The sequence below is a fragment of the Sinisalibacter aestuarii genome (assembly GCF_027923545.1).
Classification (GTDB): Bacteria; Pseudomonadota; Alphaproteobacteria; order Rhodobacterales; family Rhodobacteraceae; genus Sinisalibacter; species Sinisalibacter aestuarii.
In genome coordinates, this window is the sequence record NZ_BROH01000001.1 from 790570 (window position 1) to 813743 (window position 23174).

A 23174-nucleotide genomic window follows, 5' to 3' on the forward strand; every position below is an offset into this window, starting at 1 on the left:
CAGAGTCACCAGAGCTTTAAGGAAGTGGTGACAATTTGCCCGCTAGCGTCACCTCACCGCGATCCTTCGCGGTGATTGGAGGTGATGGCACTGAGTGAACACGGGTTCCGAAAATGGATGGTGATACTTGCCGCAGCATCGCTGCTGGTTGCAATCATCCGGCTCTGGATCGGTCTCTGAGGCCCTGAAAGAGAAGCCCCGCGGAGTTGCCTCTCCGCGGGGCACTTGATTTCGGTGATGACACTGAAACAAGTTCCGATACCACAAAGTCTATCACAGACCTTTCGATTTCGTAAACGGCCCCCGTCAAAGACGGTTAAGAAGCTCCACTGTCGGCCAGGCATCGGCAATGAGCCCGAGCCTGGCCTGCTCGCGCTGGACGGCGGCGCGGGTTCTGGCGCCGAGGATGCCGTCGACCGCGCCCACGTCATAGCCCATCGCCTGCAGCTTCTGCTGCAGGGCTTTCATCTGTGCGCCCGAGAGCGCCGGACCGGGGGTGCCGGCATTGTAGATATCGGCGCCTTCGAGGCGGGTGGCGAAATAGGCCGCCGTCATCACGTAGGTGAAGCTCTGGTTCCACTCGAAATAGACGTCGAAATTCGGGTAGGCGATGAAGGCCGGGCCGCCATGCCCCTGTGGCACCAGCACCGAGGCCGGCAGGCTAGCCGCGCCGGTGAAGCTGCCCGAGCGCGGGGCCACCCCGAGCGTCGCCCACTGGCTCACGCTCATTTTCTGATCGGTGCCGGTTTTCGAATAGTCGAAGCCCTGCGGCAGCGTCACTTCCTGAATCCATGGCTCGTTTGCGCGCCAGCCGAGCTTGCGCAGCATGTTGGCCCCGGACATCAGCGCATCGGGCGCCGAGCCTTTCAGATCCACATGCCCGTTGCCGTCGCCGTCGATGCCGCTGTCGCGGATATCCATCGGCAGCATCTGGACCATGCCGATCTCGCCCGCCCAGGCGCCGGTGGTGCTGGCGGGGGAGAAATCGCCATGCTCGAACAGGTCGATGGCCGCCAGCACCTGCGGCTGGAACAGGCCCGGCCGGCGGCAATCGTGGCTCAGCGTCATCAGCGAGTTGAGCGTGTTGAAATCGCCCTGGAAGGCGCCGAAATCGGTCTCGAAGGCCCAGAACGCCACCAGAACGCCCCGGCTCACGCCGAATTGCCGCTCGATGGTGTCGAACACGCTGTCATACTGGCTGAGCTTCGCGCGGCCCGTGTCGATCCGGTATTGCGAGATCAGCTTGCGCGAGAATTCGATGAAACCGGTGGTGAAGATGCCCTGCGCCCGGTCGGCCCCAAGCGTGCGCTGGTCCTGCTGTACGCTGGCGAAGAACGTGTCGACGGTGGCGCGGTCATGGCCTTTCGATACCGCGAGATCTTTCATCCGGCCCACGAAGGACGAGAACGAGCCGCCGCATTCGATCATCGGCGGGGGAATGTCGCCCGCGCCGGCGCCGAACGACGCGGTGGGAAGGCTGAGGCTCAAAGCAATGGCTGACAGAAATTTACGCATGGGGTCCCTCGTCATGTTCCGTGCGAGCCTAGCAGGCTGGCATCACGTGACAATGGCGATCAGGATCACGAGACCGAGTGCGACGCCCCAGGCCCGCCAGAGCACCGCGACCGCGCCGTCGATCTCTGCCGCGCCGATCTCGTGCGCGCCATCGGGATTCACGAAGGCGTCCTCGGTCATCTGGCCGTGGTAGCTGCGCGGTCCGGCCAGTGCGACGCGCAGGTTCACCGCCATCGCCGCTTCCGGCCAGCCCGCATTGGGCGAGCGGTGAAGGCCCGCATCGCGCCGGATCCTGGCCCAGCCGCCGGGGCGGGGGGCAAGCAGGTGGATGATCAGGGCCGAGAGCCGCGCCGGCACCCAGTTCAGCACGTCATCGAGCCGGGCCGCCGCCTTGCCGAATTGCTCGTGCTCGGGCGTGCGGTAGCCGATCATGCTGTCGGCGGTGTTGACCATCTTGTAGATCAGCATCCCCGGCAGACCGAAGACGAGAAACCAGAAGGCGGGGGCGATCACCCCGTCGGAGAAATTCTCCGCCGCGCTTTCGATGGCGGCGCGGGCCACTGCCGGCTCGTCCATCCCGGCCGTATCGCGCCCGACGATCCGTGCCACTGCCGCGCGCCCGTCTGCCAGCGACAGGCTCAGCGCATTGGCCACGTCCTTCACATGCTCGACCAGCGAGCGCTGGGCGAGCAGGATGGCGGCGGCCAGCGCCTCGACGATCCAGCCGAGCGAGGCAACGAGATCGCCCACCACCCAGGCGACCACGATCAGGCCGGCCAGCGTCACCGCGCCGGTGATCATCCGGCCCTCGCCGTGATTGAGCTTGCGGTCGGCCCAGCCCACCGCGCGGCCCATCAGCACCGCCGGATGCGGCACGCGCTTCCAGATCGCGTCGGGCTCGCCGATAGCGGCGTCAAGCGCGAGGGCAACGGCCAGGGCGAGGACGTGGATCATGCCAGCGCCGCCTCAAGCTGGCCCCACCGGTCCACCGGCGGCAGGCCGAGGCGCAGCCAGGTGGGGGCATAGGGGAAGATGCGGCTCCAGACCTTGCCCTGCGCCAGAATCTCCTGCCAGCGCGCGGCATCGTCCACCTCATAGAGCCGGAACAGCCCGGTGCCGCCGATCAGCTCGGCCCCCTTCGCCTGCACCATCGCATCGAGCCGCGCCACGTCGAGATTCATCACCTGCCGGGCCATGTTGGCCCAGCCCATGTCTTCCAGCGCGGCCCGGCCCACATGCTGCGCCACACCCGAGACGGGCCAGGGCCCCAGCATCTCTTTCAGTTGTGCGATCAGCACGGGGTCACCGATGGCGAAGCCGAGACGCAGCCCGGGCAGGCCCCAGAACTTGCCGAAGCTTTTCAGGATCACCACGCCGGGCTTCGTGGCCCAGCCCTCGACGCGGGAATTGTAGAGGATCACGTCGCAGAAGCTCTCGTCGATCACGAGGAGCGGGCGGCCCTCCGGCTCGTTCTCGCCGGAAAACATGTGGCCGGTCGGGTTGTTGGGATGGACCGCCACGCGGGCCTCGGCCAGCGGCCCCCTGTCGGGGTCGGCGCGCAGCACCTCCCAGCCCGCCGCGCGAAAGGCGGCTTCGTGTTCGTTGTAGCTGCGCGCGACGATCCGCACCCGGCCCGGCGCGGCGAGGCGCGGGATGTTGGCGATCAGCGAGGAGGCGCCCGGCGCGGCAAGAACCGCAGCGCCGTCGGGCACCATCCAGAAGCTGCGCGCGGCGGCTTCCAGCTTTTGCGCGGCCACCCGGTCGGGCAGGGCGGTGAAGGCTTCGGGCGGGATGTCGGGCACCGGGTAGGTGCGCGGATTGATCCCGGTGGAGAGGTCGAGCCACTCGGCCCGCGTGCCACCATAAAGCGCCACGGCATCGTCGAGCCCGCCGCCGTGATCGCGCAGATCGAAGCCTGCGGCGCTCATGCCGTATCCTCCGGCAATGGCGGGTGGCGGGTGATGAAATGCCCCTTCACCGCCTGCGGCCATTCGCGGTAGGGCACCTGCCCGGTATCGGAAGCCGCGTGGCCCTGCGCATAGGCGACGATCCCTTCGGCGGCCTCGGCGGAAGGCTCGAAGCGGCCCAGCGTATAGGCACGCTTGCCCTGCGCCTGGATCGCCACGTTGCAGGAATGGTCGCAGCCCATCAGGCAAGAGGTGCGCCGCACCGCCAGCCCGGTGCCTGCCGCCGCCGCTTCGACCAGATCGGCCAGCCGTTCGCCATCGGTGCGCTCCGCCCCGCGCGCGACCCAGTCGTCGCGTTTGCAGGTGTCGCAGATCGTGATCCAGGTGGTTGCCACGCCATCCTCCCAGCATTGCCCCGCCGTTTGAAACGGAAAACGCCGCCGAAGGCAACAGAGCCACCGCCGGCAAGGGCCGCCTGCGGCCCGATTGCCGCTTCCCTCGCCCAGCCGCAGCCACTAGGCTTTTGTCATGAGTCGTCAAAGCCTTCCACGGCCTGAAGCTGTGATCTTCGATATCGGAAACGTGCTGATCGAATGGCAGCCGGAAGCGCGATATGACGAGATCGTCGGCAGGGAGCGGCGCGAAGCGATGTTTGCCGCCGTCGACCTGCATCACATGGCCGACCGGATCGACCTGGGCGAGAATTTCCGCGATACGGTCTATGCCACCGCCGAAAGATATCCTGCCTTCGCGGACGAGATTCGCATCTGGCATGACCGCTGGTCGGAGATCGCCGCGCCGCCCATCGCGCGCTCGGTGCGGCTGTTGCGGGCGCTGCGCCGGGCTGGCGTGCCGGTCTTTGCCCTGTCGAATTACGGGCGTGAGAGCCTCGCGCAGAGCGAGCGGCATCATCCCTTTCTGGCCGAGTTCGACCGGCGCTATATTTCCAGCCATATGGGCGTGACCAAGCCGCAGGCGCAGATCTACGAAATGGTCGAGGAGGATTGCGGGATCGCCCCGCAGCGGCTTCTGTTTACCGATGACCGGGCCGAGAACGTTGCCGCCGCCGAAGCGCGCGGCTGGCAGGGCCATTTGTTTGACGGGCCGGACGGATGGGCCGCGCGGCTGGTGCGGGCCGGACTGCTCACGGAGGACGACGCGGCATGACGATCGAGATTATTCCCTTCGAGGCCGAGAGCCTGCTCGACTGGCACGAGCTGGCCGATGCCTTCGTCGCCGGCCACCGGATGCCGAAAGCCGAGATCGGCGATACCTTTCTGTACCGCGAGCCGGACACGCTGTTGTCGCGCGCCGCCTGGATCGACGGCATGGGCAGTGCGGTGAAGACGGCCACGATCTTTCCCGAAAACCCTGCCGATAACCTGCCGATGGTGAATGGTGGCGTGACGCTCTATTCCGACGATCACGGCACGCTGGAAGCGATGGTCGATTTTCACCTCGTCACCAAGTGGAAGACGGCGGTTGATTCCTTCCTCGGGGCGAGGCTGCTGGCGCGGCCCGATGCCGATTGCATTCTCATCGTCGGCGCCGGCACGGTGGCGCATTCGCTGCGCGAGGCCTATGGCGTGCTGTTCCCCCATGCCCGCTTCCAGGTCTGGAACCGCTCGCCCGCCGGGGCCGAGGAGATGGCGGCGCATTTTCCCGATACGCTGGTGGCGAGCGATCTCGAAAGCGCGGTGATGGCGTCGGATATCATCACCTGCGCCACCATGACCCGCGCGCCGCTGGTCATGGGCGAATGGCTGCAGCCGGGCCAGCACCTCGACCTGATCGGCGCCTACCGGCCCGACATGCGCGAAGCCGATGACGAAGCGATGCGCCGGGCCCGCATCTTCATGGACAGCCGGGCGACCGTGCTGGGCCATATCGGCGAGTTGAAGATCCCGCTGGAGGAGGGCGTGGTGACGCCCGCCGATGTGCAGGGCGATTTCTACGATATCGACGCCGGCGCTTTCACCCGCGCGCCGGACGACATCACCCTGTTCAAGAATGGCGGCGGCGCCCATCTCGACCTGATGACCGCGCGCTATATCCTTGAGAAGTGGCGCAGCCGGTAGCCCGTTGCGCCGGGGCGCGCCGGGCGGCACACTCGGCCCTGTCCCTGATCCGAGGCAGATATGACCTGGCTTATCCTTCTTGTTCCCGCCGCGATCCTCCTCGCGCTTCCGGCCATCCTCGAAGCGATGCGCCGCCCGATCGACGACCGCGCCCGCGACTACGCGCCGGGCCGGTTCGCCGATCTGGGGCAGGGGCGCACGCATTACCAGTGGCATGGCGGAAAATCGACGCATACCATCGTGCTGGTGCACGGGCTGAGTTCGCCCTCCTGGGTGTTTTCCGGGCTGATCCGGGGGCTGGTGCAGGCCGGCTACCGGGTGTTGAGCTACGATCTGTACGGGCGCGGCTATTCCGACCGCGCGGCGGGCCGGCAGACGCTGGCCTTTCATACCGCCCAGCTCGGGGCGCTGCTCGACGATCTGGGTGTGGACGAGCCGGTGACGCTGATGGGCTATTCGATGGGCGGAGCGATCGCCGCCCAGTTCGCGGCGGACCAGTCCGACCGGGTGGAGCGCCTCATTCTGCTCGCCCCGGCGGGCATGGAGTACCGCCCGGGCCGGCTGCTCAAATTCGCCGCCAGGACCGGGCCGCTCGGCACCTGGCTCTGGGGCCTGTTCGGGGGTGCGATGCTGCGGCGGGGCGCGCAACGGGATGCGCAATCGCCCAGCGTGATCGCCGATCTGCCGCACCGGATCGCGCAGGAGCTGCGCCATCGCGGCTACCTGGCCGCGATCCTCTCGTCGGAGCGCCATACGCTCAGCACGCCGATGGAGCCGGTGCACCGCGAAATCGCCGCGATGTACATTCCCACGCTGGCGATCTGGGGCGAGAAAGACCCGGTGGTCCCGATCACCGCGATGGGCGAGCTGACGCGCTGGAACCGGCAGGCCCATCACGAGGTGGTTCCCGGTGCCGGCCATGCGCTGGCCTATACCAACCCGCAGGAGGTCAACGCCGCCGTGCGCACCTTCCTGCGCGATATGCCGGACTGAGCGCCGCGCCTATTGCAGATCGGCGAAGGCCGCGACCAGACGGTCGGCCGCCTCTTCCACCCGCGCGCGCTGCGTGCCGAGGTTGAAGCGCAGCCCGCCCTCGCCGCCGGTGCCGAAATTCGGGCCGGGGCTGGGCAGCACCCGGGCCTTCTGCGTCACCCGGCGCCAAAGCTCCTCATCCGTCATGCCGAGGCGCGAGAAATCGACCCAGGCCAGATAGGTGCCCTGAAGTTCGTGAACGAGCGTGCCGGGAATGGCCGAGATCCGTTCGTGGAACAGCGCGTTGTTTTCGGCAAGGTAGCCGACAAGCTGATCGACCCAGGCCGCGCCTTCGGGCGAATAGGCCGCCCGCGAGAGGACGACGCCGAACAGGTTGGGATACAGATCCGCCCGGTTGACGATATTGGCATATTGGCGATGCAGCCTGTCATCCTCGATGATGACCGCGCCGAGCCGGGTGCCGGCGATCGAGAAGGTTTTCGACGCCGATGTCATGGTCACCAGCCGCGAACGGGCATCCGGCGCCGCAAGGGCGGTGGGTACATGGGTGAAGCCGGGCATGACGATATCGTTGTGAATCTCGTCCGAGACCAGAACCAGATCGTGCCGCGCGGCGAAATCGGCGATGGCGCGCAACTCGTCGACGGTCCAGACACGGCCGCCGGGATTATGCGGCGAGGCGAGCAGAAGCATGGTTTCGCGCCCGGTCATCCGCGCCTCGCAGGCATCGAAATCCAGCGTGAACCGGCCATCCGCCGCGACCAGCGGCAGCTCGGTCACGGTGCGGCCGTTCTTGCGGATCTTCATCGCGAATTCGTGGTAGACCGGCGTGAAGATCGCCACCGCGTCGCCCGGGGTCGACCAGGTCTGGATCGCGAAGGCGATGGCGTTGCCGAGGCTGGCGGTATTGATGATCCGGTCGGGCGAGATCTCCCAGCCATGCCGGGTCTTCGACCACCAGGCAGCGGCCTCGCGGTAGGTATCCGTGTGGGCGAAATAGCCGAAATCCCCCGCTTCGGCGACCTCGCGGACGGCGTCGCTCAGAAAGGACGGCGCGCGAAAATCCATATCGGCGACCCACATCGGCAGGGTCTCGGCGTCGGTGATGCCGAACCCGGACGCCATCAGCGTCCACTTGCTGGACCGGGTTGCAACGCGGTCGTAGATTTCGTCGAAGTTCATGGGGCCTCCGGAATGGATTCGGGCGAGCCTATCGCGGGCGGGACGGTGTTCAAGGGTTGCTCCGAGGGCGCGGAGCTGTGAAGCTGATACATTGTTCTTATGAGATGTTCAATGTTGGCACATAATTCTGGCATTGATTTATGATCAGAATATTGTTCCTGATTGCGTCTGATATCCAGAACTCTATCTTTTCGTTCTCCCGTGAGCTTCAGGCTTATCGGAACACTCCCCCGCCGCTTGCGTGCGCACCGGCCTTGGCCTAAATCAGCCTCATGTCTATTCGCCCGATCGTGATCCACCCCGACCCGCGCCTGAAGAAGGTGGCCGATGCCGTTCCGGATATCTCCGACGAACTGCGCCGGCTGGCCGACGATATGCTGGAAACGATGTATGACGCGCCCGGCGTCGGCCTCGCCGCGCCGCAGGTGGGGGTACTGAGCCGCGTGATCGTGGCCGATGCATCGAGAGACCCCGAGGCCGAGCCGCAGCCGATCGCGATGTTCAACCCCGAGATCCTGCTCTCGTCGGACGAAACCTCCGTCTATGAGGAAGGCTGCCTGTCGATCCCCGAGCAATATGCCGAGGTGACGCGGCCCGCCGAGATCAAGGTGCGCTGGCTCGACCGCGATGGCAATGAGCAGGAGCGCGACTTCGCCGGGTTCTGGGCCACCGTGCTGCAGCACGAGATCGACCATCTGAATGGCAAGCTGTTCATCGACTATCTCAGCCCGATGAAGCGCCAGATGATGACCCGCAAGAGCCAGAAATACAAACGCGACCGGGCGCGGGCCTGATGGGGCACCGCCCCTTCGTGATGTGGCCCGACAAGCGGCTGCGCAGCCCCGCCGCGCCGGTGGCGGCAATCACCGACGAGACCCGCGCGATCTGGGACGAGATGATCGAGGCGATGGAGGCGATGCCCGGCGTCGGCCTGGCCGCCGTGCAGCTCGGGATCATGCAGGCGCTGGCGGTGGTGGATGCCTCGGAAGACCGCGGCCAGGCCGTGCGCATGGCCAACCCCGAAGTGCTGCATGCGAGCGTGCAGATGCGCGAGCATGACGAGGCCAGCCCGAACCTGCCCGGCGTCTGGGCCAGGATCAGCCGCCCCCGCGCCGTGACCGTGCGGTTTCTCAACGCGGCGGGCGAGGTGGAGGAGCGCGACTTCGTCGGCCTCTGGGCAACCTCGGTGCAGCACCAGATCGACCACCTGAACGGCCGGATGTATTTCGACCGCCTGTCGAAGCTGAAGCGCGACAGGCTGGTGGCCAAGGCAAGGAAGCTGGCACGATGAGGCTGGTGTTCATGGGCACGCCCGAGTTTTCCGTGCCGGTGCTCGATGCGCTGGTGGCGGCGGGGCATGAGATCGCCGCCGTCTATTGCCAGCCGCCCCGCCCCGCCGGGCGCGGCAAGAAGGAACGGCCCACCCCGGTCCATGCCCGCGCTCTGGAGCTGGGGCTCGAGGTGCGCCACCCCGCGAGCCTGCGCAATCCGCAAGCGCAGGCGGAGTTTGCCGCGTTCGCTCCGGAGGTCGCGGTGGTGGTCGCCTACGGGCTGATCCTGCCGCAAGAGATCCTCGACGCCCCCGCGCGCGGCTGCCTCAATATCCATGCCTCGCTGCTGCCGCGCTGGCGCGGTGCGGCACCGATCCATCGCGCGGTCATGGCGGGGGATGCCGAGACCGGGGTGTGCATCATGCAGATGGATGCCGGCCTCGATACCGGCCCGGTGCTTCTGCGCAAGAGGCTCGCCATCGGCGCCGAGGAAACCACAGGCGACTTGCATGACCGCGTTTCCGCGCTCGGCGCGGCGGCCATCGTCGAGGCGCTCGACCGGCTCGGCACGCTGACGCCCGAGCCACAGCCCGATGCGGGCGTGACCTATGCCGCCAAGATCGACAAATCCGAAGCGCGGATCGACTGGTCGCAACCGGCGGAAACCGTCGACCGCCTCATCCGCGGCCTTTCGCCCTTTCCCGGCGCCTGGTGCGAGATCAATGGCGAGCGGGTGAAGCTGCTGGCCTCGCGCCTCGCCCCCGGCAGCGGCGCGCCCGGCGCGGTGATCGGCCCGCTGACCATCGCCTGCGGCACCGGCGCGGTGGAGATCATCCGCGCCCAACGCCCCGGCAAGCGGGCGATGGAGCGCGAAGACTTCCTGCGCGGTTTCGAGATGCCCGAGCGGGTGAGCTGACGGCGAGGCCGGGGGATTTCGCATCCCCCGGACCCCCTGCGAGGTATTTACGGAACGAAGAAGGTGATGGGCTTCTCTGTTCCCAAAATACCTTCGGGGGGAGCGCGCAGCGCGTGGGGGGCAGACAGCCCCCCTCTGTCAGCCCCGTTCGCGCAGAAGCCGGGCCTGCTGGCGCTTCCAGTCGTGCTTGGCATCGTCGGCGCGCTTGTCGTGCAGCTTCTTGCCTTTGGCGATGCCGATTTTGATCTTCACCAGCCCTTTGTGGTTGAAGTAGAGCACCAGCGGCACCAGCGTCATCCCCTTGCGCTGGGTCGCGTTCCACAGCCGGGCCAGCTCTTTTTTCGACGCCAGCAGCTTGCGGCGGCGGCGTTCGTCGTGGCCCCAGGTCTTGGCCTGTTCGTAGGGGGCGATGGAGCCGTTGACGAGCCAGAGCTCTCCGTCGTCGACCTCGGCATAGCTCTCGGCGATGTTCGCCCCGCCGTTTCGCAGGCTTTTCACCTCCGAGCCCATCAGCACGATGCCGCATTCGAGATCGTCCTCGATGGCATAATCGTGCCGCGCCCGCCGGTTCTCGGCGATCACCTTGTAGTTGGGATCGGTATCTTTCTTCTTCGCCATGGGGTGGAGATAGGCTCAGGCGGGCGGGATGTCGATGGTTTCCAGCCACGGTTTGATGTCGACGAGCGGGGTGCCGTCGAAGCAATCAATCGCGTCGATGCCGATCCGGGCGCCGTCAAGCGCGGTGATGCGCACGGTGGCGGCGGCGATCGGGTTGGGCCGGTTGGGCGAGCGCAGGGCGAAGGTGCCGCGCGGCGCGTCGACATGTGCCGGCGCCTGCACGACGAGATCGCGCCGGGCATTGTCCATCCAGTAGAGCAGGATCACCGGCTGGCCGACCGTCAGCCCGGCCAGCGCCGGGGCGAATTCCGGTTTCAGCTCGATCCAGGTGTCCGGTTTTTCGGCGCGGGCCTTCGAGATGTTCTTCGGGCAATTGCCGCGCGCCCAGGGGCTGCGGATGCGGCCGATGAAGACCAGCCCGGCATCGGTTCGGGCGGCGGGGTCATGGGGGAGGGCGATTTCGCCCTCCCGGATTGCGGGCCGGTCGCCCATCTCAGTTCATCAGGCCGGCATGGCGCATCGCGTCGTCGATGGCGGATTTGGTGGCGTCGGTCGCCTCCAGCATCGGCGAGCGCACCTCCGGCGCGATCAGGCCGAGGCGCGACATGGCGTATTTCACGCCCACCACGCCCGGTTCGAGGAAGATCGCCAGGTGCAGCGGCATCAGCTTGTCGCTCAGCTCCAGCGCCGTGGCATAATCGCCCGCGAGCGTGGCCTCCTGCACCTGGCTGCACAGCTTCGGCGCCACGTTGGCGGTGACGGAAATGCAGCCGGTGCCGCCCATCGCGTTGTAGCCCACCGCGGTGGCATCCTCGCCCGAGAGCTGGATGAAGCCGGTGCCGCAGGTGATGCGATGCTGCGCCACGCGGGCGAGATCGCCGGTCGCGTCCTTCACGCCGACGATCATGTCGAGCTTTGCGAGCTCACCCATCGTCGCGGGCGTCATGTCGACCACCGAGCGGCCGGGGATATTGTAGATGATGATCGGCAGGCCGACCTTTGCCAGCTCGGTGTAATGCGCGATCATCCCGCGCTGGGTGGGCTTGTTGTAATAGGGGGTGACGACGAGGCCGGCATCGGCGCCCACCGCCTTGGCGTGGTTCATGAAGCGCACCGCCTCGACGGTGTTGTTCGAGCCGGCGCCGGCAATGACCGGGATGCGGCCGGCGGCGGCCTTCACCACCTCTTCGACCACGGTTTCGTGCTCCCTGTGGGTCAGCGTCGGGCTTTCACCCGTCGTGCCGACCGGCACCAGCCCGTGCGAGCCCTGCTCGACGTGCCAGTCCACCAGGTGTTTGAGCGCGTCGAGATCCAGCTCGCCGTTCTTGAACGGCGTGACCAGGGCAGGAATTGATCCTTTGAACATGACACGCTCCTTTTTGCGGGTTTCAGAGGGGCACCTGAATCGGCGCCGGGTCAAACGCGGCGGAAACTAGCCGCATGGCGCGCAAATGCCAAGATTGTGTGTTGAAGCAGCGCGCGTGCGCGTTAGGAATGCGGCATGGTTGAAAAAATGCTAGTCTTTCTTCGTGCCCTGATGCTCGCCGCGAGCCTCGGGTTTGGGCTTTCCGGTGCGCTTCAGGCGCAGGACGCGGGCAGCGTCGCCGCGCTGGAGCGGGGATTCGAGCTTATGCGCAAGGGCGACTGGGATGGCGCGCTCGACGCCGCTGGCCCGCGCGGATCGGTTGCCAGCGACATCATCCAGTGGAACCGGCTGCGCGCCTCCAGGGGCAGTTTCGACGAGACGGTGGCGTTTCTGGCCCGCCGCCCCGACTGGCCGGGGCTCGCGCTTTTGCGCGAGCGGGCGGAAGAAACGATTCCCGCGGATGCGAGCCCGGCGCTGGTGCTCGACTTCTTCATCGCCCAGAAGCCCGAGACCGGATCGGGCACGCTGCGCTTTGCCAAGGCGCTGTGGGATACCGGCGCGAAGCAGGAAGCGATGGCCGAAGCGATCCGGGGCTGGACCTCGTTCTCGCTCAGCCGGGAGGAAGAAGACCAGTTCATGGTGGACTGGCCGCAAACGCTGGCCAGCCATCACTGGGCGCGGATGGATATGCTGCTCTGGCGTGGTCTGACGAGCGAGGCCAAGCGCCAGCTCGCGCGGGTGGATGAGGGGCATAAGGCGCTTGCCAATGCCCGTATCGCCCTGCGTGAGCAGACCGATGGGGTGGATGCCGCGATCGGCAATGTGCCCGGCGCGCTGCAGGACGATCCCGGCCTGGCCTATGAGCGGTTTCTCTGGCGGGTGCTGAAGGGCCGCAACGACAGCGCCATCGAATTGCTGCTGGAGCGCTCCGGCTCGGCGGCCTCGCTCGGACAGCCCGCGCGCTGGGCGGGGCAGCGGCTCATGCTTGCCCGCTGGGCGATGCGCGAGGGCCAGGACCGCACCGCTTACCGGATCGCGGCCAACCACCAGCTTGGCGATGGCGAGGACCGCGCCGAGCTGGAATGGCTCGCAGGCTATGTCGCCCTGCGCAAGCTGGGCGATGCCGAGACGGCGCTGCGCCATTTCAGAGTGCATAAGTCTGGCGTGGAAAGCCCGATCAGCCTCGGGCGCGGCGGCTATTGGGAGGGCCGGGCGCTGGAAGCACTGGGCCGGGCGGAGGAGGCGCGTGGGGCCTATTCGGCGGCGGGCCAGCATCAGACGGCGTTTTACGGCCTGCTGGCTGCCGAGAAGGCGGGGCTGGCGATGCGCACCGATCTGACCGGGCCTGAGACCTATTCCGGCTACCGGGAGGCCGGCTTCTGGGGATCGTCGGTGATGGAAGCGGGGCGGCTCTCGCTGGCGGCGGGCGAGCTTTATTATGCCCGCCGCTTCGTGGCCCACCTGATGGAAAGCCTCGACCGCACCGCCACCGGCCAGCTCATGCAATGGGCCGAGGATGCAGAGGCGCCCTACCTGCAGCTTTCGCTCGCCAAATATGCGCTGAGCTTTCACGGCACGCTTTACAACCGGCCCTATTTTCCGACGCCCGATATCGGGCGGGGCAACCGCACCGTGCCGCGCGCACTGGAACTGGCGATTTCACGCCGCGAGAGTGAATTCAACCCGCGGGTGGTGTCGGGTGTCGGGGCGATGGGGCTGATGCAGCTCATGCCGGGCACGGCGGAAGACATGGCCAGGCGTGTGGGCGTGGCCTATGACAAAGGCAAGCTGACCGAGGGCATGGCTTACAATACCCGGCTCGGCTCGGAATACCTGGCCTATCTGATCGAACAATTCGGTCAGAACCCGGTGCTGATCGCGGTGGCCTATAATGCCGGGCCGACGCGGGCGCGGCGCTGGAGCGAGGCCAATGGCGATCCGCGCGCGGGCAATGTCGATATCGTCGACTGGATCGAGCATATCCCGTTCGACGAGACCCGCAACTATGTGATGCGGGTGACGGAGAGCCTGCCCAATTACCGCGCCCGGCTGACCGGCCAGACCGAAGCGATCCGCTTCACCGATGAGCTCAAGCGGCGCTGAGGGCGGGGCTTTGGGCTGAGAGGCGGGTGGGCGTGCGGCCTGCCTGAAGCGGGGCACTGGAATTCCGGAAAAGTAGCGCCCCGACGAAGGCGCAAAACCCTGTAATTTCAAAGGATCAGGCCGGATTTTGCGTCTGGGCTCCGCTCATTTCCAAACGCAGGTACAGGACGTCAGCCGTGCCGAGCCGCCTTTTCCGGGCAGGCCCGCGCTCAGGCGCGAGGCCGCCGCACCTCACGGCTCCGTCAGCAGCACCGGCCAGATGCCGCACATCCATTGAACCCTTCTCTCCGGCCCTTTAGGGTGCCCCCAACCCTTTTGCGACGGAGCCCCCCTTGCCGCCTATTCGCCTTCTCCGCACGCTCGGTCTCGCCCTCGCGCTGACCGGCACCAGCCTTCCCGCCGCCGCCCAGGACGGGCTTGCCGGCGCCTATCTCGCGGCCCGCACGGCCGATATGAGCGGCGATTACCGCGCGGTGGTCGAATACGGCACCCGGGCGCTGGCGCGCGATCCGGACAATCTCGGCCTGATGGAAGGGCTGATCATGGCCGAGATGGGGCTGGGCGAGATTGCCGCCGCCGTGCCCGTGGCACGCCGCCTCACCGGGCTGGAAGACCACAACCAGGTGGCCGGGCTGGTGCTGATCGCCGACGCGATGCAGCGCGAGGACTGGGCGGTCGTGGAAGAGATGCTCGATGCGGGCACCACCGTGGGCCTGTTTCTCGACCAGATGATCCGCGCCTGGACGGCGATCGGCGAGGGTCAGGTCAACCGTGCCATCGGCCTGTTCGACGATCTGGCGAAAGACGATGCGGTGGGCGACGCGGCGCTGTTCCAGAAGGCGCTGGCGCTGGCGCAGGTGGGCGATTACGAGGGCGCGGCGCGTATTCTCGGCGGCGAAGACAAGGTGCTGCAGCTCAACCGTGCCGGCGTGGTCGCCTATGCCCAGGTCCTGAGCCAGCTTGAACGCAACCCCGACGCGGTGGCGCTGCTCGACAGCGCCTTTCCCGACACCACCGACGAAGAGCTGCTGACCCTGCGCGACGAGCTGGCCGCCGGCAAGCCGATCCCGTTCAGCGCCGTCAGCGGCGCGCGCGGCGGCTTGGCGCAACTGTTCTACGAGGTCGGCCAGTCGCTGCTCGGCGATGCCGATCCGGGGCTGGTGCTGATCTATGCCCGTATCGCCCAGCATCTCGACCCCAACCATGTGGGCGCGGCTCTGGTGGCGGCGCAGGTCTTCGAGGAGATGGGCAATGACGAGCTGGCCGCCGAAGCCTATGCCCGCGTGCCGGAGACCGACCGGGGCTATCCGCAGGCGCAGCTTGGGCGGGCCACCGCGCTGCGGCGGATGGGCGAGATCGACGAAACGCTCGCCGTGCTGGAAGCGCTGGCGGCAAAACGGCCGGAACTGGCCGCCGTCCATGCCTCTATCGGCGACACGCTGCGCTTTGAGCAGAGGTTCGAAGAGGCCACGCCGCATTACGACGCGGCCATCGCGCTCTATATCGAAGACCTGCCGGGGCAGTGGAGCGTGTATTTCGCCCGCGCCATCACGCTGGAGCGGCAGGGGCGCTGGGACGAGGCCGAGGCGGATTTTCGCCACGCGCTCGAACTGTTCCCCGACCAGCCTTCGGTGCTGAACTACCTCGGCTATTCCTATGTCGAGCAGCGCCGCAATCTCGACGAAGCGCTGGGCATGATCCAGCGCGCCGTCGCCGCCCGGCCCTATGACGGCTATATCCGCGACAGCCTCGGCTGGGTCTATTACCGGCTCGGACGCTACGACGAAGCAGTGGAGGAAATGGTGCGCGCGGTGGAGCTTCTGCCGCTCGACCCGGTGCTGAACGACCATCTGGGCGATACGTTCTGGGCCGTGGGCCGCAAGCGCGAGGCCGATTTCCAGTGGCGGCGGGCTTTGTCTTTCGTCACCGACGACACCAATCTCGAAGAGCTGAACCCCGACCGGATCCGGCGCAAGCTGGAGGTCGGGCTCGATGCCGTGCTCGAGGAAGAAGGCGGGGAGCCGCTCCGCAAATGATGTCGCGCACCTTTGCCCCTGCCAAGATCAACCTGTGCCTGCACGTTACCGGCCAGCGCCCGGATGGCTACCACCTGCTCGACAGCCTGGTGGTCTTCGCGGATATCGGCGACCGGGTGCGGGTGATGCCGGCCGATGCGATCTCGCTGGAGGTCACCGGGCCGATGGCCGGGGGCGTGCCCGCCGACGAGCGCAACCTGGTCTGGAAAGCCGCGCAGCTTTTCGACATCCCGGTGGCGATCACGCTCGACAAGCATCTGCCCACGGCGGCGGGGCTTGGCGGCGGCTCGTCCGATGCGGCGGCCACGCTCTTTGCCATGGCCGATCTCGCCGGCACCACCACGCTGCCCGAAGGTGCAACCGATCTCGGCGCGGATCTGCGCGTCTGCCTGGCGCGGCAGGCTTCGCGGATGCGCGGGATCGGTGACGACGTGACGCCGGTCGAGGGGATGCCGGAGCTTTATGCGGTGCTTGCCAATCCGGGTGTGGATGTCTCGACGCCCGAGGTTTATGCCGCGCTCGAAAACAAGACCAATACCGGCCTGCCCAAACGCATCCCGCGCTGGCGCGGCGCCTGGTCGGCGCTCGACTGGCTCTCGAAGCAGCGCAACGACCTTGAGGAACCGGCCCGCAGGATCGCCCCGGTGATCGGCGAGGTGCTCGATGCGCTTGCGGCGCTGCCCGGCGCACGGTTCGCACGGGTGTCCGGCTCGGGGGCGACCTGCTTTGCCCTGTTCGAAGAGCGCGCCGAGGCCGACATGGCCGCCGATGCGCTGGCGCAGGCCCATCCCGATTGGTGGGTGACCCCGGCAACATTGCGCTGAGCCGGGCTGCCTAGAGGCGCTTACCCTTAACAGGATGTTACCACGACGGGTGCAGGCGCTGGTTTTCCGGTGTTTCGGCGGGGTTGCGATATCCAGTTATCCGGAGAACTGGATTTCTTGCGTGTCATTTTCAGCGCGTCGGCACGCCCCGGCCCGGCATGGTCAGAGATTGGCCTCAACCCGGAATGCCGCCGGGATCGCATCTTCGCCGTCCAGCACCAGATCGGCCATCACCAGCCCCACTTTCGGAGCCATGCCGAAGCCGATCTTGAAGCCGCCATTGGCGATGTAATGCCCCGCGCGCCCGGGCCAGCGGCCCAGCATCGGCGCGCGGGTTTTCGAGCGCGGGCGCAGCCCGGCCCAGCGGTCGATCACCGGTGCATCGGCCAGAGCCGGGCAGGCGGCGCGGGCAGCGGCGATCACATCGTCAAGCTGCGCGTCGCAGCCGCTCGGGTCGTCATAGTCCCGCTCGGTGGTCGAGCCTATCGCGACGGTGCCATCGGCATGGGGCACGATATGCACGCCGCCGGCGAAGAGCTGCGGCAGGTGGCGCGCGTCATGGGCCAGCGCCGCCGACTGGCCCTTCACCGGCACGCCGACACTCTTGCCGAAAATGCCCGACAGCTCCACCAGCCCCGCCGCGCCGGTGGCCCAGACCACCCGGCCTTCGTCGGGCGCGTCACTGGCAATGACCCCGCCCCGCGCCTCGATGGCGGCTTTCAGTGCGGCCACCGCCCGGCATGGGGCGGCGCGGGCGGTGAGCGTGTCGTGGATCAATAATCCGGTTGGGCTGACCGGCGCCCAGTCGCCCGTCGCCTCGACGATCTCCCAGACAAAGCGCCCCTGCCAAAGCTCCGCCGCCGTCTGCGCGCGCGCGCGGGCAAGGTCCAGCGCGCGATCGTCGGCAATCGGTTGCAGCCGGCCGGTGCGGGCATAGCCGGGATCGACGCCGCCGGTGGCCGCGACCTCGGCCCAGAATTCTTCGGCCATGGCCAGCGAGGCAAACTGGAAGGCCTTTTTCTCGTTCCACATTTCCGGCACATGCGGGGCCAGCGCGCCGACGAGCCCGCCAGAGGCGCCCGCCCCCGGCCCGGCGGGATCGACCACGCGCACCTTCGCCCCCTTGATCGCGCAGGCATAGGCCACCGCAAGCCCGAAAGCCCCCGCGCCGCGCACCGTCACGTCTACCATTGCCAAGCCCTCCGGCCTCGCGCATCCTCGCGCCGTTGTCCGGGTTTTAGGGGAAGTCATGGGCGGGAGCCAGCATGCCGAAGTCGCATGGAACGAGCGGGGCACGCCCGTCTCGACCCGGTTCGACGATCCCTATTTCAGCCTCGACAACGGGCTGGCCGAAACGCGCCATACCTTCCTTGCGGGCAACGATCTGCCCGCCCGGTTCCGGCCCGGCTTCCGGGTGGCCGAGCTTGGCTTTGGCACCGGCCTCAACATGCTGGCCACCGCGCGCGCCGCCGAAACCGGCCCGATCCGCTATACCAGCTTTGAAGCCTTCCCGATGACGGCCGACGAGATCGCCCGTGCGCTGAGCGCCTTTCCCGAGGCCGAGGCGCTGGCCGGGCCGTTTCTCTCCGCCTGGGGCGCGGGCGAGACCCGCTTCACCCTTGGCCTGCTGGAGGTCGAGGTGGTGCTGGGCGATGCGCGCGCGACGCTGCCGGCCTGGCCGGGGCAGGCCGATGCCTGGTATCTCGACGGGTTTTCGCCGGCGAAGAACCCCGAGCTTTGGGGCGAAGATCTGATGCGCGCCGTTGCCGCCCACACCGCGCCGGGCGGCACCGCCGCCACCTATACCGCCGCCGGCTTCGTGCGCCGGGGGCTGGAAGCCGCGGGCTTTGCGGTGGAGCGCCGGCCCGGCTATGGCCGCAAACGGCATATGAGCGTGGCGAGACTGGTGGAATGACCGAGAGCAATACCCGCCTCGGCATCGTGCTGATGATCGCGGCCACCTTCGTCTTTGCCATGCAGGACGGCATCTCGCGCCATCTTGCCGCCGAGTACAACGTGCTGATGGTGGTGATGATCCGCTACTGGTTCTTCGCCGCCTTCGTGATGGCGGTGGCCGCGCGCAAGGCGGGCGGTATCCGCGCGGCGGCACGTACCTCTCAGCCGCTGCTGCAGATCGCACGCGGGCTGCTGCTCATCACCGAGATCTGCGCGACCGTGCTCGCCTTCGTGCTGCTCGGGCTGATCCCGACCCATGCGATCTTTGCCTCCTACCCGCTGATCATTGCCGCGCTCTCCGGCCCGGTGCTGGGCGAAAAGGTCGGCCCGCGCCGCTGGGCGGCGATCTTTGTCGGCTTCGTCGGCATCCTGATCATTCTGCGCCCGGGCTTTGCGGTCTTCGCGCCCGAGGCGCTGGTGGCGTTGCTCGCAGCACTGCTCTGGGCCGCTTATGGGCTGATGACACGCTACGCGGCCCGGCGCGACAGCGCGGCCACCTCGTTCTTCTGGACGGGCACGGTCGGCGCGGTCGGGATGACGGTGGTGGGCCTGTGGTTCTGGGAGCCGATGACCGCGCCGGACTGGGGCTGGATGGCTGCGCTCTGCGTGACCGGCGCGCTGGGGCACTGGCTGCTGATCAGGTGCTATGAGGTGGTCGAAGCCTCGACGGTGCAGCCCTTCGCCTATTTCCAGCTCGTCTTCGTTACCCTGCTGGCAATCCCGGTTTTCGGTGAGGTGCTGGAACCCAACGTCGCCCTCGGCGCGGCCATCGTGATCGGCGCGGGCCTGTTCACCGCCTGGCGCGAGCGGCAGGTGCGGCAGGGCTAGCCGGGGTGCGGCGGCCGGAGCGCTGTCCGTGCCGCCAGCCGGTATATCACATGTTGCCGTAATTCGGCCCGTCGCCGCCCTGCGGCACCGTCCAGGTGATGTTCTGCGACGGGTCCTTGATGTCGCAGGTCTTGCAGTGCACGCAGTTCTGGAAATTGATCTGGAACCGCGGCCCCTCGTCGCCCTCGACCACCTCGTAAACCCCGGCCGGGCAGTAGCGCTGCGCCGGTTCGTCATATTCCGGCAGGTTGAGCCGGATCGGGATCTCCGGGTCTTTCAGCTGCAAATGGCAGGGCTGGCTTTCTTCGTGGTTCGTGGCCGAGAACGACACGTTGGTGAGCCGGTCGAAGCTGATCTTTCCATCCGGTTTCGGATAGTCGATCTTCGGGAAATCCTTTGCCTTGCCCGTGGCCGCCGCGTCGGATTTGCCGTGCTTCATCGTACCAAAGACGGAGAAGCCAAGGAGCGAATTCGTCCACATGTCGAAGCCCGCCAGCATCAGGCCGAATTTATCGCCAAAGCGCGTGGTGAGCGGCTTGACGTTGCGCACCGGCTTGAGATCGCGCGCCACCGCGCCGGAGCGCAGTTCGGCCTCATAGGCCGTAAGCTCGTCAGCCTCGCGGCCCGCCGCGATCGCTTCCGCCGCGGCTTCGGCGGCGGCGATGCCCGAGAGCATCGCATTATGGTTGCCCTTGATCCGGGCGTAGTTCACCAGCCCGACGCTGTCGCCCAGAAGCGCGCCGCCGGGGAACACGGCTTTCGGCATCGACTGCCAGCCGCCCGCGCTCACCGCCCGTGCGCCGTAGCTCACGCGCTTGCCGCCTTCGAGCAGCGCCGCGACCTTCGGATGATGCTTCATCCGCTGGAATTCCATGTAGGGGTAGAGGTGCGGGTTTTCGTAGTTGAGGTGCACGATCAGCCCGAGGAAGAGCTGGTTGTTCTCGGCATGGTAGACGAAGCCGCCGCCATGGGCGTTCTTGCCAAGCGGCCAGCCCATCAGGTGGCTGACCTTGCCTTGCTCGTGCCGGGCCGGGTCGATCTCCCAGATCTCCTTCATGCCGATGCCGAATTTCGGCAGATCGCGGCCCTTGCACAGCTCGAACTGGCTGGCGATGTGCTTGGCGAGCGAGCCGCGCACGCCTTCGGCGATCAGCACGTATTTGCCGTGCAGCTCCATGCCGGGCTCATAGGCCGGGCCGGGGGTGCCATCGGCGTTCTTGCCGAATTCGCCGGCCACGACGCCCTTGACCGAGCCGTCGTCTCGGTAGACCAGCTCCGAGCAGGCCATGCCGGGATAGATCTCGACGCCGAGCGCCTCGGCCTGTTCGGCCATCCAGCGGGTGAGCTGGCCCATCGAGACGATGTATTTGCCGTGGTTCGACATCAGCGGCGGCATCGGCCAGTTGGGAATGCGCCAGCCGCCCTTTTCGGTGAGCATCAGAAACTCGTCATCGGTGACCTCGACGGTCACCGGCGCGCCCTTGTCCTTCCAGTCGGGGATCAGCGTGTCGAGCCCGACCGGGTCGAGCACGGCGCCGGACAGGATATGCGCGCCCACCTCGGAGCCCTTTTCGAGCAGGACAACATTGAGATCCGCGTTGATCTGCTTCAGCCGGATCGCAGCCGAAAGCCCCGCCGGACCTGCGCCGACGATGACAACGTCGACTTCCATCGCTTCCCGTTCGATCTCGGACATCGCTACCCTCCTCATTGGCTCACCACTCGATAGCGGGCCGCCCGAGACGGGTCAATCGCTTGTCAGGATAACATTGCCGCAACGCGGCATTTCTGGCCGGTGCGAGGCGGAAACGGCGGTTTTCCCCTGTGCCCGGGCGAAACAAGGGCATTGCAAACCCAGCGGTTTTGCTTTTCTTTCAGGGTGACCTTGCGCCCCTTCCGGGGCGCTCTTCACGACGAAGACGACCCAACGGGGCAAGCCGGGCCGGGCCCGCGCCGCCTCACGACGAGCAGGAATACCGCCAGATGGAAAAGATATTGATTACCCGCGCGGGTCACACCGCGCTGAATGACGAGTTGAAAACCCTGAAGTCGGTGGAACGGCCTGCCGTGATCGCGGCCATTGCTGAAGCGCGCGAACATGGCGACTTGTCGGAGAATGCGGAGTATCATGCTGCCCGCGAGAAGCAGAGCTTCATCGAGGGAAGGGTGAAAGAGCTTGAAGGCATCCTCTCGCTTGCCGATGTGATCGACCCGGCGACGCTGTCTGGCGCGGTGAAATTCGGTGCGACGGTGCGGCTCGTCGACGAGGATACCGATGAAGAGCGCAGCTATCAGATCGTGGGCGAACCGGAGGCCGATCTGGAAAAGGGCAAGCTCAATATCAAATCGCCCCTTGCGCGTGCCCTGATCGGCAAGGATGTGGGCGACAGCGTGGAGGTGAAGACGCCGGGTGGCGAGAAGAGCTACGAGATCCTGGGGATTGATTTCGTCTGATACCGCGGCACGGAGAGGCGCATGGCGCGAGATAAACAGGACAGACAGGCCGAACTTGGCGTATTCGGCCGGGCGACGGGCCGGCATCTGGGCGCCAGCGAAGTGATTGCGCTGTCGCTGTCGGTGATCTGGGTGCTGGCCTGCATCGTGTTTTTCGTGGTGCTCGGCGGCGCCTCACCCGATGCCTCCGGCGCGCTGCGCTTCATCATGACGCTGATCGCGGTGGCCCTGCCGGTGGCGGTGATCTGGCTTGCCGCCTCCGCCGCCCGCTCGGCCAAGGTGATGCGCGACGAGAGCGCCCGGCTGCAATCGGCGCTGAACGCGATGCGCCAGAGCTTTGTCGAGGCGCAGCACGCGCATGTGTTCGGCCCGCGCCCGGTGGATCTGACCCGCAAGCTCGAAGAGATCGCCGAGAAGCAGCGCCAGACCGAGGATACACTGGCGATGTTTGTCTCGTCGCGCCCGCAGATGGAGCACCGCCTTGCGCCGCCGCCGCCGATCAGGACGGTGGGCGTGGAGGTGGAGGACGATACCGGCCAGACCCGGCTCGCGCTGGGCACCTCCGCTGAAGAGCTGGCGCCGCCCGTCGATCCGGAAGATTTGATCCGCGCGATCAACTTTCCTGAAAATGCCGAGGACGAGGCGGGGTTTGCCGCCCTGCGCCGGGCGCTGGCCGACCGCAAGGTGGCAACGCTGATCCAGGCGGCGCAGGATGTGCTGACGCTGCTGTCGCAGGACGGGATCTATATGGACGATCTGCGGCCCGACCGGGCGCGCCCGGAAGTCTGGCGCCGTTTCGCCGGGGGCGAGCGCGGCCGCGCGGTGGCCGGACTCGGCGGCATCCGCGACCGGTCTTCGCTCGCGCTGTCGGCGGGCCGGATGCGGCAGGATCCGATTTTTCGCGACGCCGCCCACCACTTCCTGCGGCGGTTCGACGAAATGCTCACCTCGGTGGAGCCGCGCCTGAGCGATGAGCAGATGTCGCGCTTCGGGATGACCCGCACCGCCTGCGCCTTCATGTTGCTCGGCCGGGTGACGCATACATTCGACTGACCGGCATTTACGATGGCGTTCCGATCTGCGCTGGCGCCGTGATTTTTCTATCCTATTGAAAAACTTTGGTATGT

Annotated in this window: 23 protein-coding genes; 13 read left to right on the top strand and 10 right to left on the bottom strand. The window is 67.0% G+C overall.

Translation table 11 applies throughout. The annotated features are described in order from the left end of the window. Positions 1–306: 306 nt before the first annotated feature. The 4 genes from QMG28_RS04000 to QMG28_RS04015 are packed head-to-tail and all read right to left on the bottom strand — an operon-like array spanning position 307 to position 3817. Positions 307–1515: a lytic murein transglycosylase gene (locus tag QMG28_RS04000; RefSeq protein ID WP_281840860.1), complete on the bottom strand. Its 1209-nt coding sequence runs from the start codon at positions 1513–1515 to the stop codon at positions 307–309. Between the two features lie 42 nt (positions 1516–1557). Then, complete coding sequence (cbiB, locus tag QMG28_RS04005; RefSeq protein WP_281840861.1) at positions 1558–2469, bottom strand: adenosylcobinamide-phosphate synthase CbiB; 912 nt, start codon at positions 2467–2469, stop codon at positions 1558–1560. Beyond that, positions 2466–3443 carry a threonine-phosphate decarboxylase gene (locus QMG28_RS04010; RefSeq protein ID WP_281840862.1) on the bottom strand — a complete coding sequence of 326 codons (978 nt, stop codon included), beginning with the start codon at positions 3441–3443 and terminating at the stop codon, positions 2466–2468. The genes cbiB and QMG28_RS04010 overlap by 4 nt, the downstream gene beginning before the upstream one ends. After that, positions 3440–3817: a DUF1636 family protein gene (locus tag QMG28_RS04015; protein WP_281840863.1), complete on the bottom strand. Its 378-nt coding sequence runs from the start codon at positions 3815–3817 to the stop codon at positions 3440–3442. The genes QMG28_RS04010 and QMG28_RS04015 overlap by 4 nt, the downstream gene beginning before the upstream one ends. Positions 3818–3950: 133 nt before the next feature. Between QMG28_RS04015 and QMG28_RS04020 the strand changes: the two genes are divergently transcribed. The 3 genes from QMG28_RS04020 to QMG28_RS04030 are packed head-to-tail and all read left to right on the top strand — an operon-like array spanning position 3951 to position 6493. Continuing rightward, on the top strand, positions 3951–4589 hold the full coding sequence (locus tag QMG28_RS04020) for an HAD family hydrolase (RefSeq protein WP_281840864.1): 639 nt from the start codon (positions 3951–3953) through the stop codon (positions 4587–4589). Further along, positions 4586–5500, top strand: a complete 915-nt coding sequence (locus QMG28_RS04025) for an ornithine cyclodeaminase family protein (RefSeq protein WP_281840865.1) — start codon at positions 4586–4588, stop codon at positions 5498–5500. Before QMG28_RS04020 ends, QMG28_RS04025 begins: the two co-directional genes overlap by 4 nt. 60 nt (positions 5501–5560) lie before the next feature. After that, complete coding sequence (locus QMG28_RS04030; protein ID WP_281840866.1) at positions 5561–6493, top strand: alpha/beta fold hydrolase; 933 nt, start codon at positions 5561–5563, stop codon at positions 6491–6493. 9 nt (positions 6494–6502) lie between these two features. Here QMG28_RS04030 and QMG28_RS04035 read toward each other — a convergent pair whose 3' ends face one another. Continuing rightward, positions 6503–7675: a MalY/PatB family protein gene (locus QMG28_RS04035; RefSeq protein ID WP_281840867.1), complete on the bottom strand. Its 1173-nt coding sequence runs from the start codon at positions 7673–7675 to the stop codon at positions 6503–6505. Between the two features lie 272 nt (positions 7676–7947). On the opposite strand from QMG28_RS04035, the gene def (QMG28_RS04040) reads away from it, so the two are divergent. The 3 genes from def (QMG28_RS04040) to fmt are packed head-to-tail and all read left to right on the top strand — an operon-like array spanning position 7948 to position 9862. Further along, positions 7948–8469, top strand: coding sequence for a peptide deformylase (def, locus tag QMG28_RS04040; RefSeq protein WP_281840868.1), 522 nt, complete (start codon positions 7948–7950; stop codon positions 8467–8469). Then, a complete protein-coding gene (def, locus tag QMG28_RS04045; RefSeq protein ID WP_281840869.1) occupies positions 8469–8966 on the top strand; it encodes a peptide deformylase in 498 nt (165 codons plus the stop codon). The genes def (QMG28_RS04040) and def (QMG28_RS04045) overlap by 1 nt, the downstream gene beginning before the upstream one ends. Then, positions 8963–9862, top strand: coding sequence for a methionyl-tRNA formyltransferase (gene fmt / locus QMG28_RS04050; RefSeq protein ID WP_281840870.1), 900 nt, complete (start codon positions 8963–8965; stop codon positions 9860–9862). Before def (QMG28_RS04045) ends, fmt begins: the two co-directional genes overlap by 4 nt. 138 nt (positions 9863–10000) lie before the next feature. Here the strand turns inward: fmt and smpB are convergent, their stop codons facing one another. From smpB to dapA, 3 genes are read right to left on the bottom strand one after another with little or no spacing between them, the layout of a single operon-like run. Beyond that, positions 10001–10480, bottom strand: a complete 480-nt coding sequence (gene smpB, locus QMG28_RS04055; RefSeq protein WP_281840871.1) for an SsrA-binding protein SmpB — start codon at positions 10478–10480, stop codon at positions 10001–10003. A gap of 15 nt (positions 10481–10495) precedes the next feature. Further along, entirely contained in the window at positions 10496–10972 is a 477-nt protein-coding gene (gene tsaA, locus QMG28_RS04060; protein ID WP_281840872.1) for a tRNA (N6-threonylcarbamoyladenosine(37)-N6)-methyltransferase TrmO, read from the bottom strand. Position 10973: 1 nt separating this feature from the next. Then, on the bottom strand, positions 10974–11846 hold the full coding sequence (gene dapA / locus QMG28_RS04065) for a 4-hydroxy-tetrahydrodipicolinate synthase (protein ID WP_281840873.1): 873 nt from the start codon (positions 11844–11846) through the stop codon (positions 10974–10976). A 147-nt stretch (positions 11847–11993) separates the two neighbouring features. On the opposite strand from dapA, the gene QMG28_RS04070 reads away from it, so the two are divergent. The 3 genes from QMG28_RS04070 to QMG28_RS04080 all read left to right on the top strand — a co-directional run bounded on the left by QMG28_RS04070 (position 11994) and on the right by QMG28_RS04080 (position 16809). After that, on the top strand, positions 11994–13949 hold the full coding sequence (locus QMG28_RS04070; protein WP_281840874.1) for a lytic transglycosylase domain-containing protein: 1956 nt from the start codon (positions 11994–11996) through the stop codon (positions 13947–13949). A gap of 332 nt (positions 13950–14281) precedes the next feature. Next, a complete protein-coding gene (locus QMG28_RS04075; protein ID WP_281840875.1) occupies positions 14282–15985 on the top strand; it encodes a tetratricopeptide repeat protein in 1704 nt (567 codons plus the stop codon). Beyond that, positions 15985–16809, top strand: coding sequence for a 4-(cytidine 5'-diphospho)-2-C-methyl-D-erythritol kinase (locus tag QMG28_RS04080; protein ID WP_307726340.1), 825 nt, complete (start codon positions 15985–15987; stop codon positions 16807–16809). The genes QMG28_RS04075 and QMG28_RS04080 overlap by 1 nt, the downstream gene beginning before the upstream one ends. Before the next feature lie 162 nt (positions 16810–16971). Here the strand turns inward: QMG28_RS04080 and QMG28_RS04085 are convergent, their stop codons facing one another. Next, on the bottom strand, positions 16972–18000 hold the full coding sequence (locus tag QMG28_RS04085; RefSeq protein WP_281840877.1) for an NAD(P)/FAD-dependent oxidoreductase: 1029 nt from the start codon (positions 17998–18000) through the stop codon (positions 16972–16974). 58 nt (positions 18001–18058) lie between these two features. On the opposite strand from QMG28_RS04085, the gene mnmC2 reads away from it, so the two are divergent. After that, positions 18059–18724, top strand: a complete 666-nt coding sequence (gene mnmC2 / locus QMG28_RS04090) for a tRNA (5-methylaminomethyl-2-thiouridine)(34)-methyltransferase MnmC2 (RefSeq protein ID WP_281840878.1) — start codon at positions 18059–18061, stop codon at positions 18722–18724. After that, positions 18721–19593, top strand: coding sequence for a DMT family transporter (locus tag QMG28_RS04095; protein WP_281840879.1), 873 nt, complete (start codon positions 18721–18723; stop codon positions 19591–19593). Before mnmC2 ends, QMG28_RS04095 begins: the two co-directional genes overlap by 4 nt. A gap of 46 nt (positions 19594–19639) precedes the next feature. Here QMG28_RS04095 and QMG28_RS04100 read toward each other — a convergent pair whose 3' ends face one another. Then, positions 19640–21289: an electron transfer flavoprotein-ubiquinone oxidoreductase gene (locus QMG28_RS04100; RefSeq protein WP_281840880.1), complete on the bottom strand. Its 1650-nt coding sequence runs from the start codon at positions 21287–21289 to the stop codon at positions 19640–19642. Between the two features lie 287 nt (positions 21290–21576). Here QMG28_RS04100 and greA point away from each other — a divergent pair, with 287 nt between their 5' ends. Both greA and QMG28_RS04110 read left to right on the top strand, forming a co-directional pair. Continuing rightward, the gene (greA, locus tag QMG28_RS04105) at positions 21577–22047 is read left to right on the top strand and encodes a transcription elongation factor GreA (protein WP_281840881.1); all 471 of its coding nucleotides are present in this window, start codon (positions 21577–21579) and stop codon (positions 22045–22047) included. Between the two features lie 21 nt (positions 22048–22068). After that, positions 22069–23100 carry a hypothetical protein gene (locus tag QMG28_RS04110; RefSeq protein ID WP_281840882.1) on the top strand — a complete coding sequence of 344 codons (1032 nt, stop codon included), beginning with the start codon at positions 22069–22071 and terminating at the stop codon, positions 23098–23100. The last annotated feature ends 74 nt before the right edge of the window (positions 23101–23174 follow it).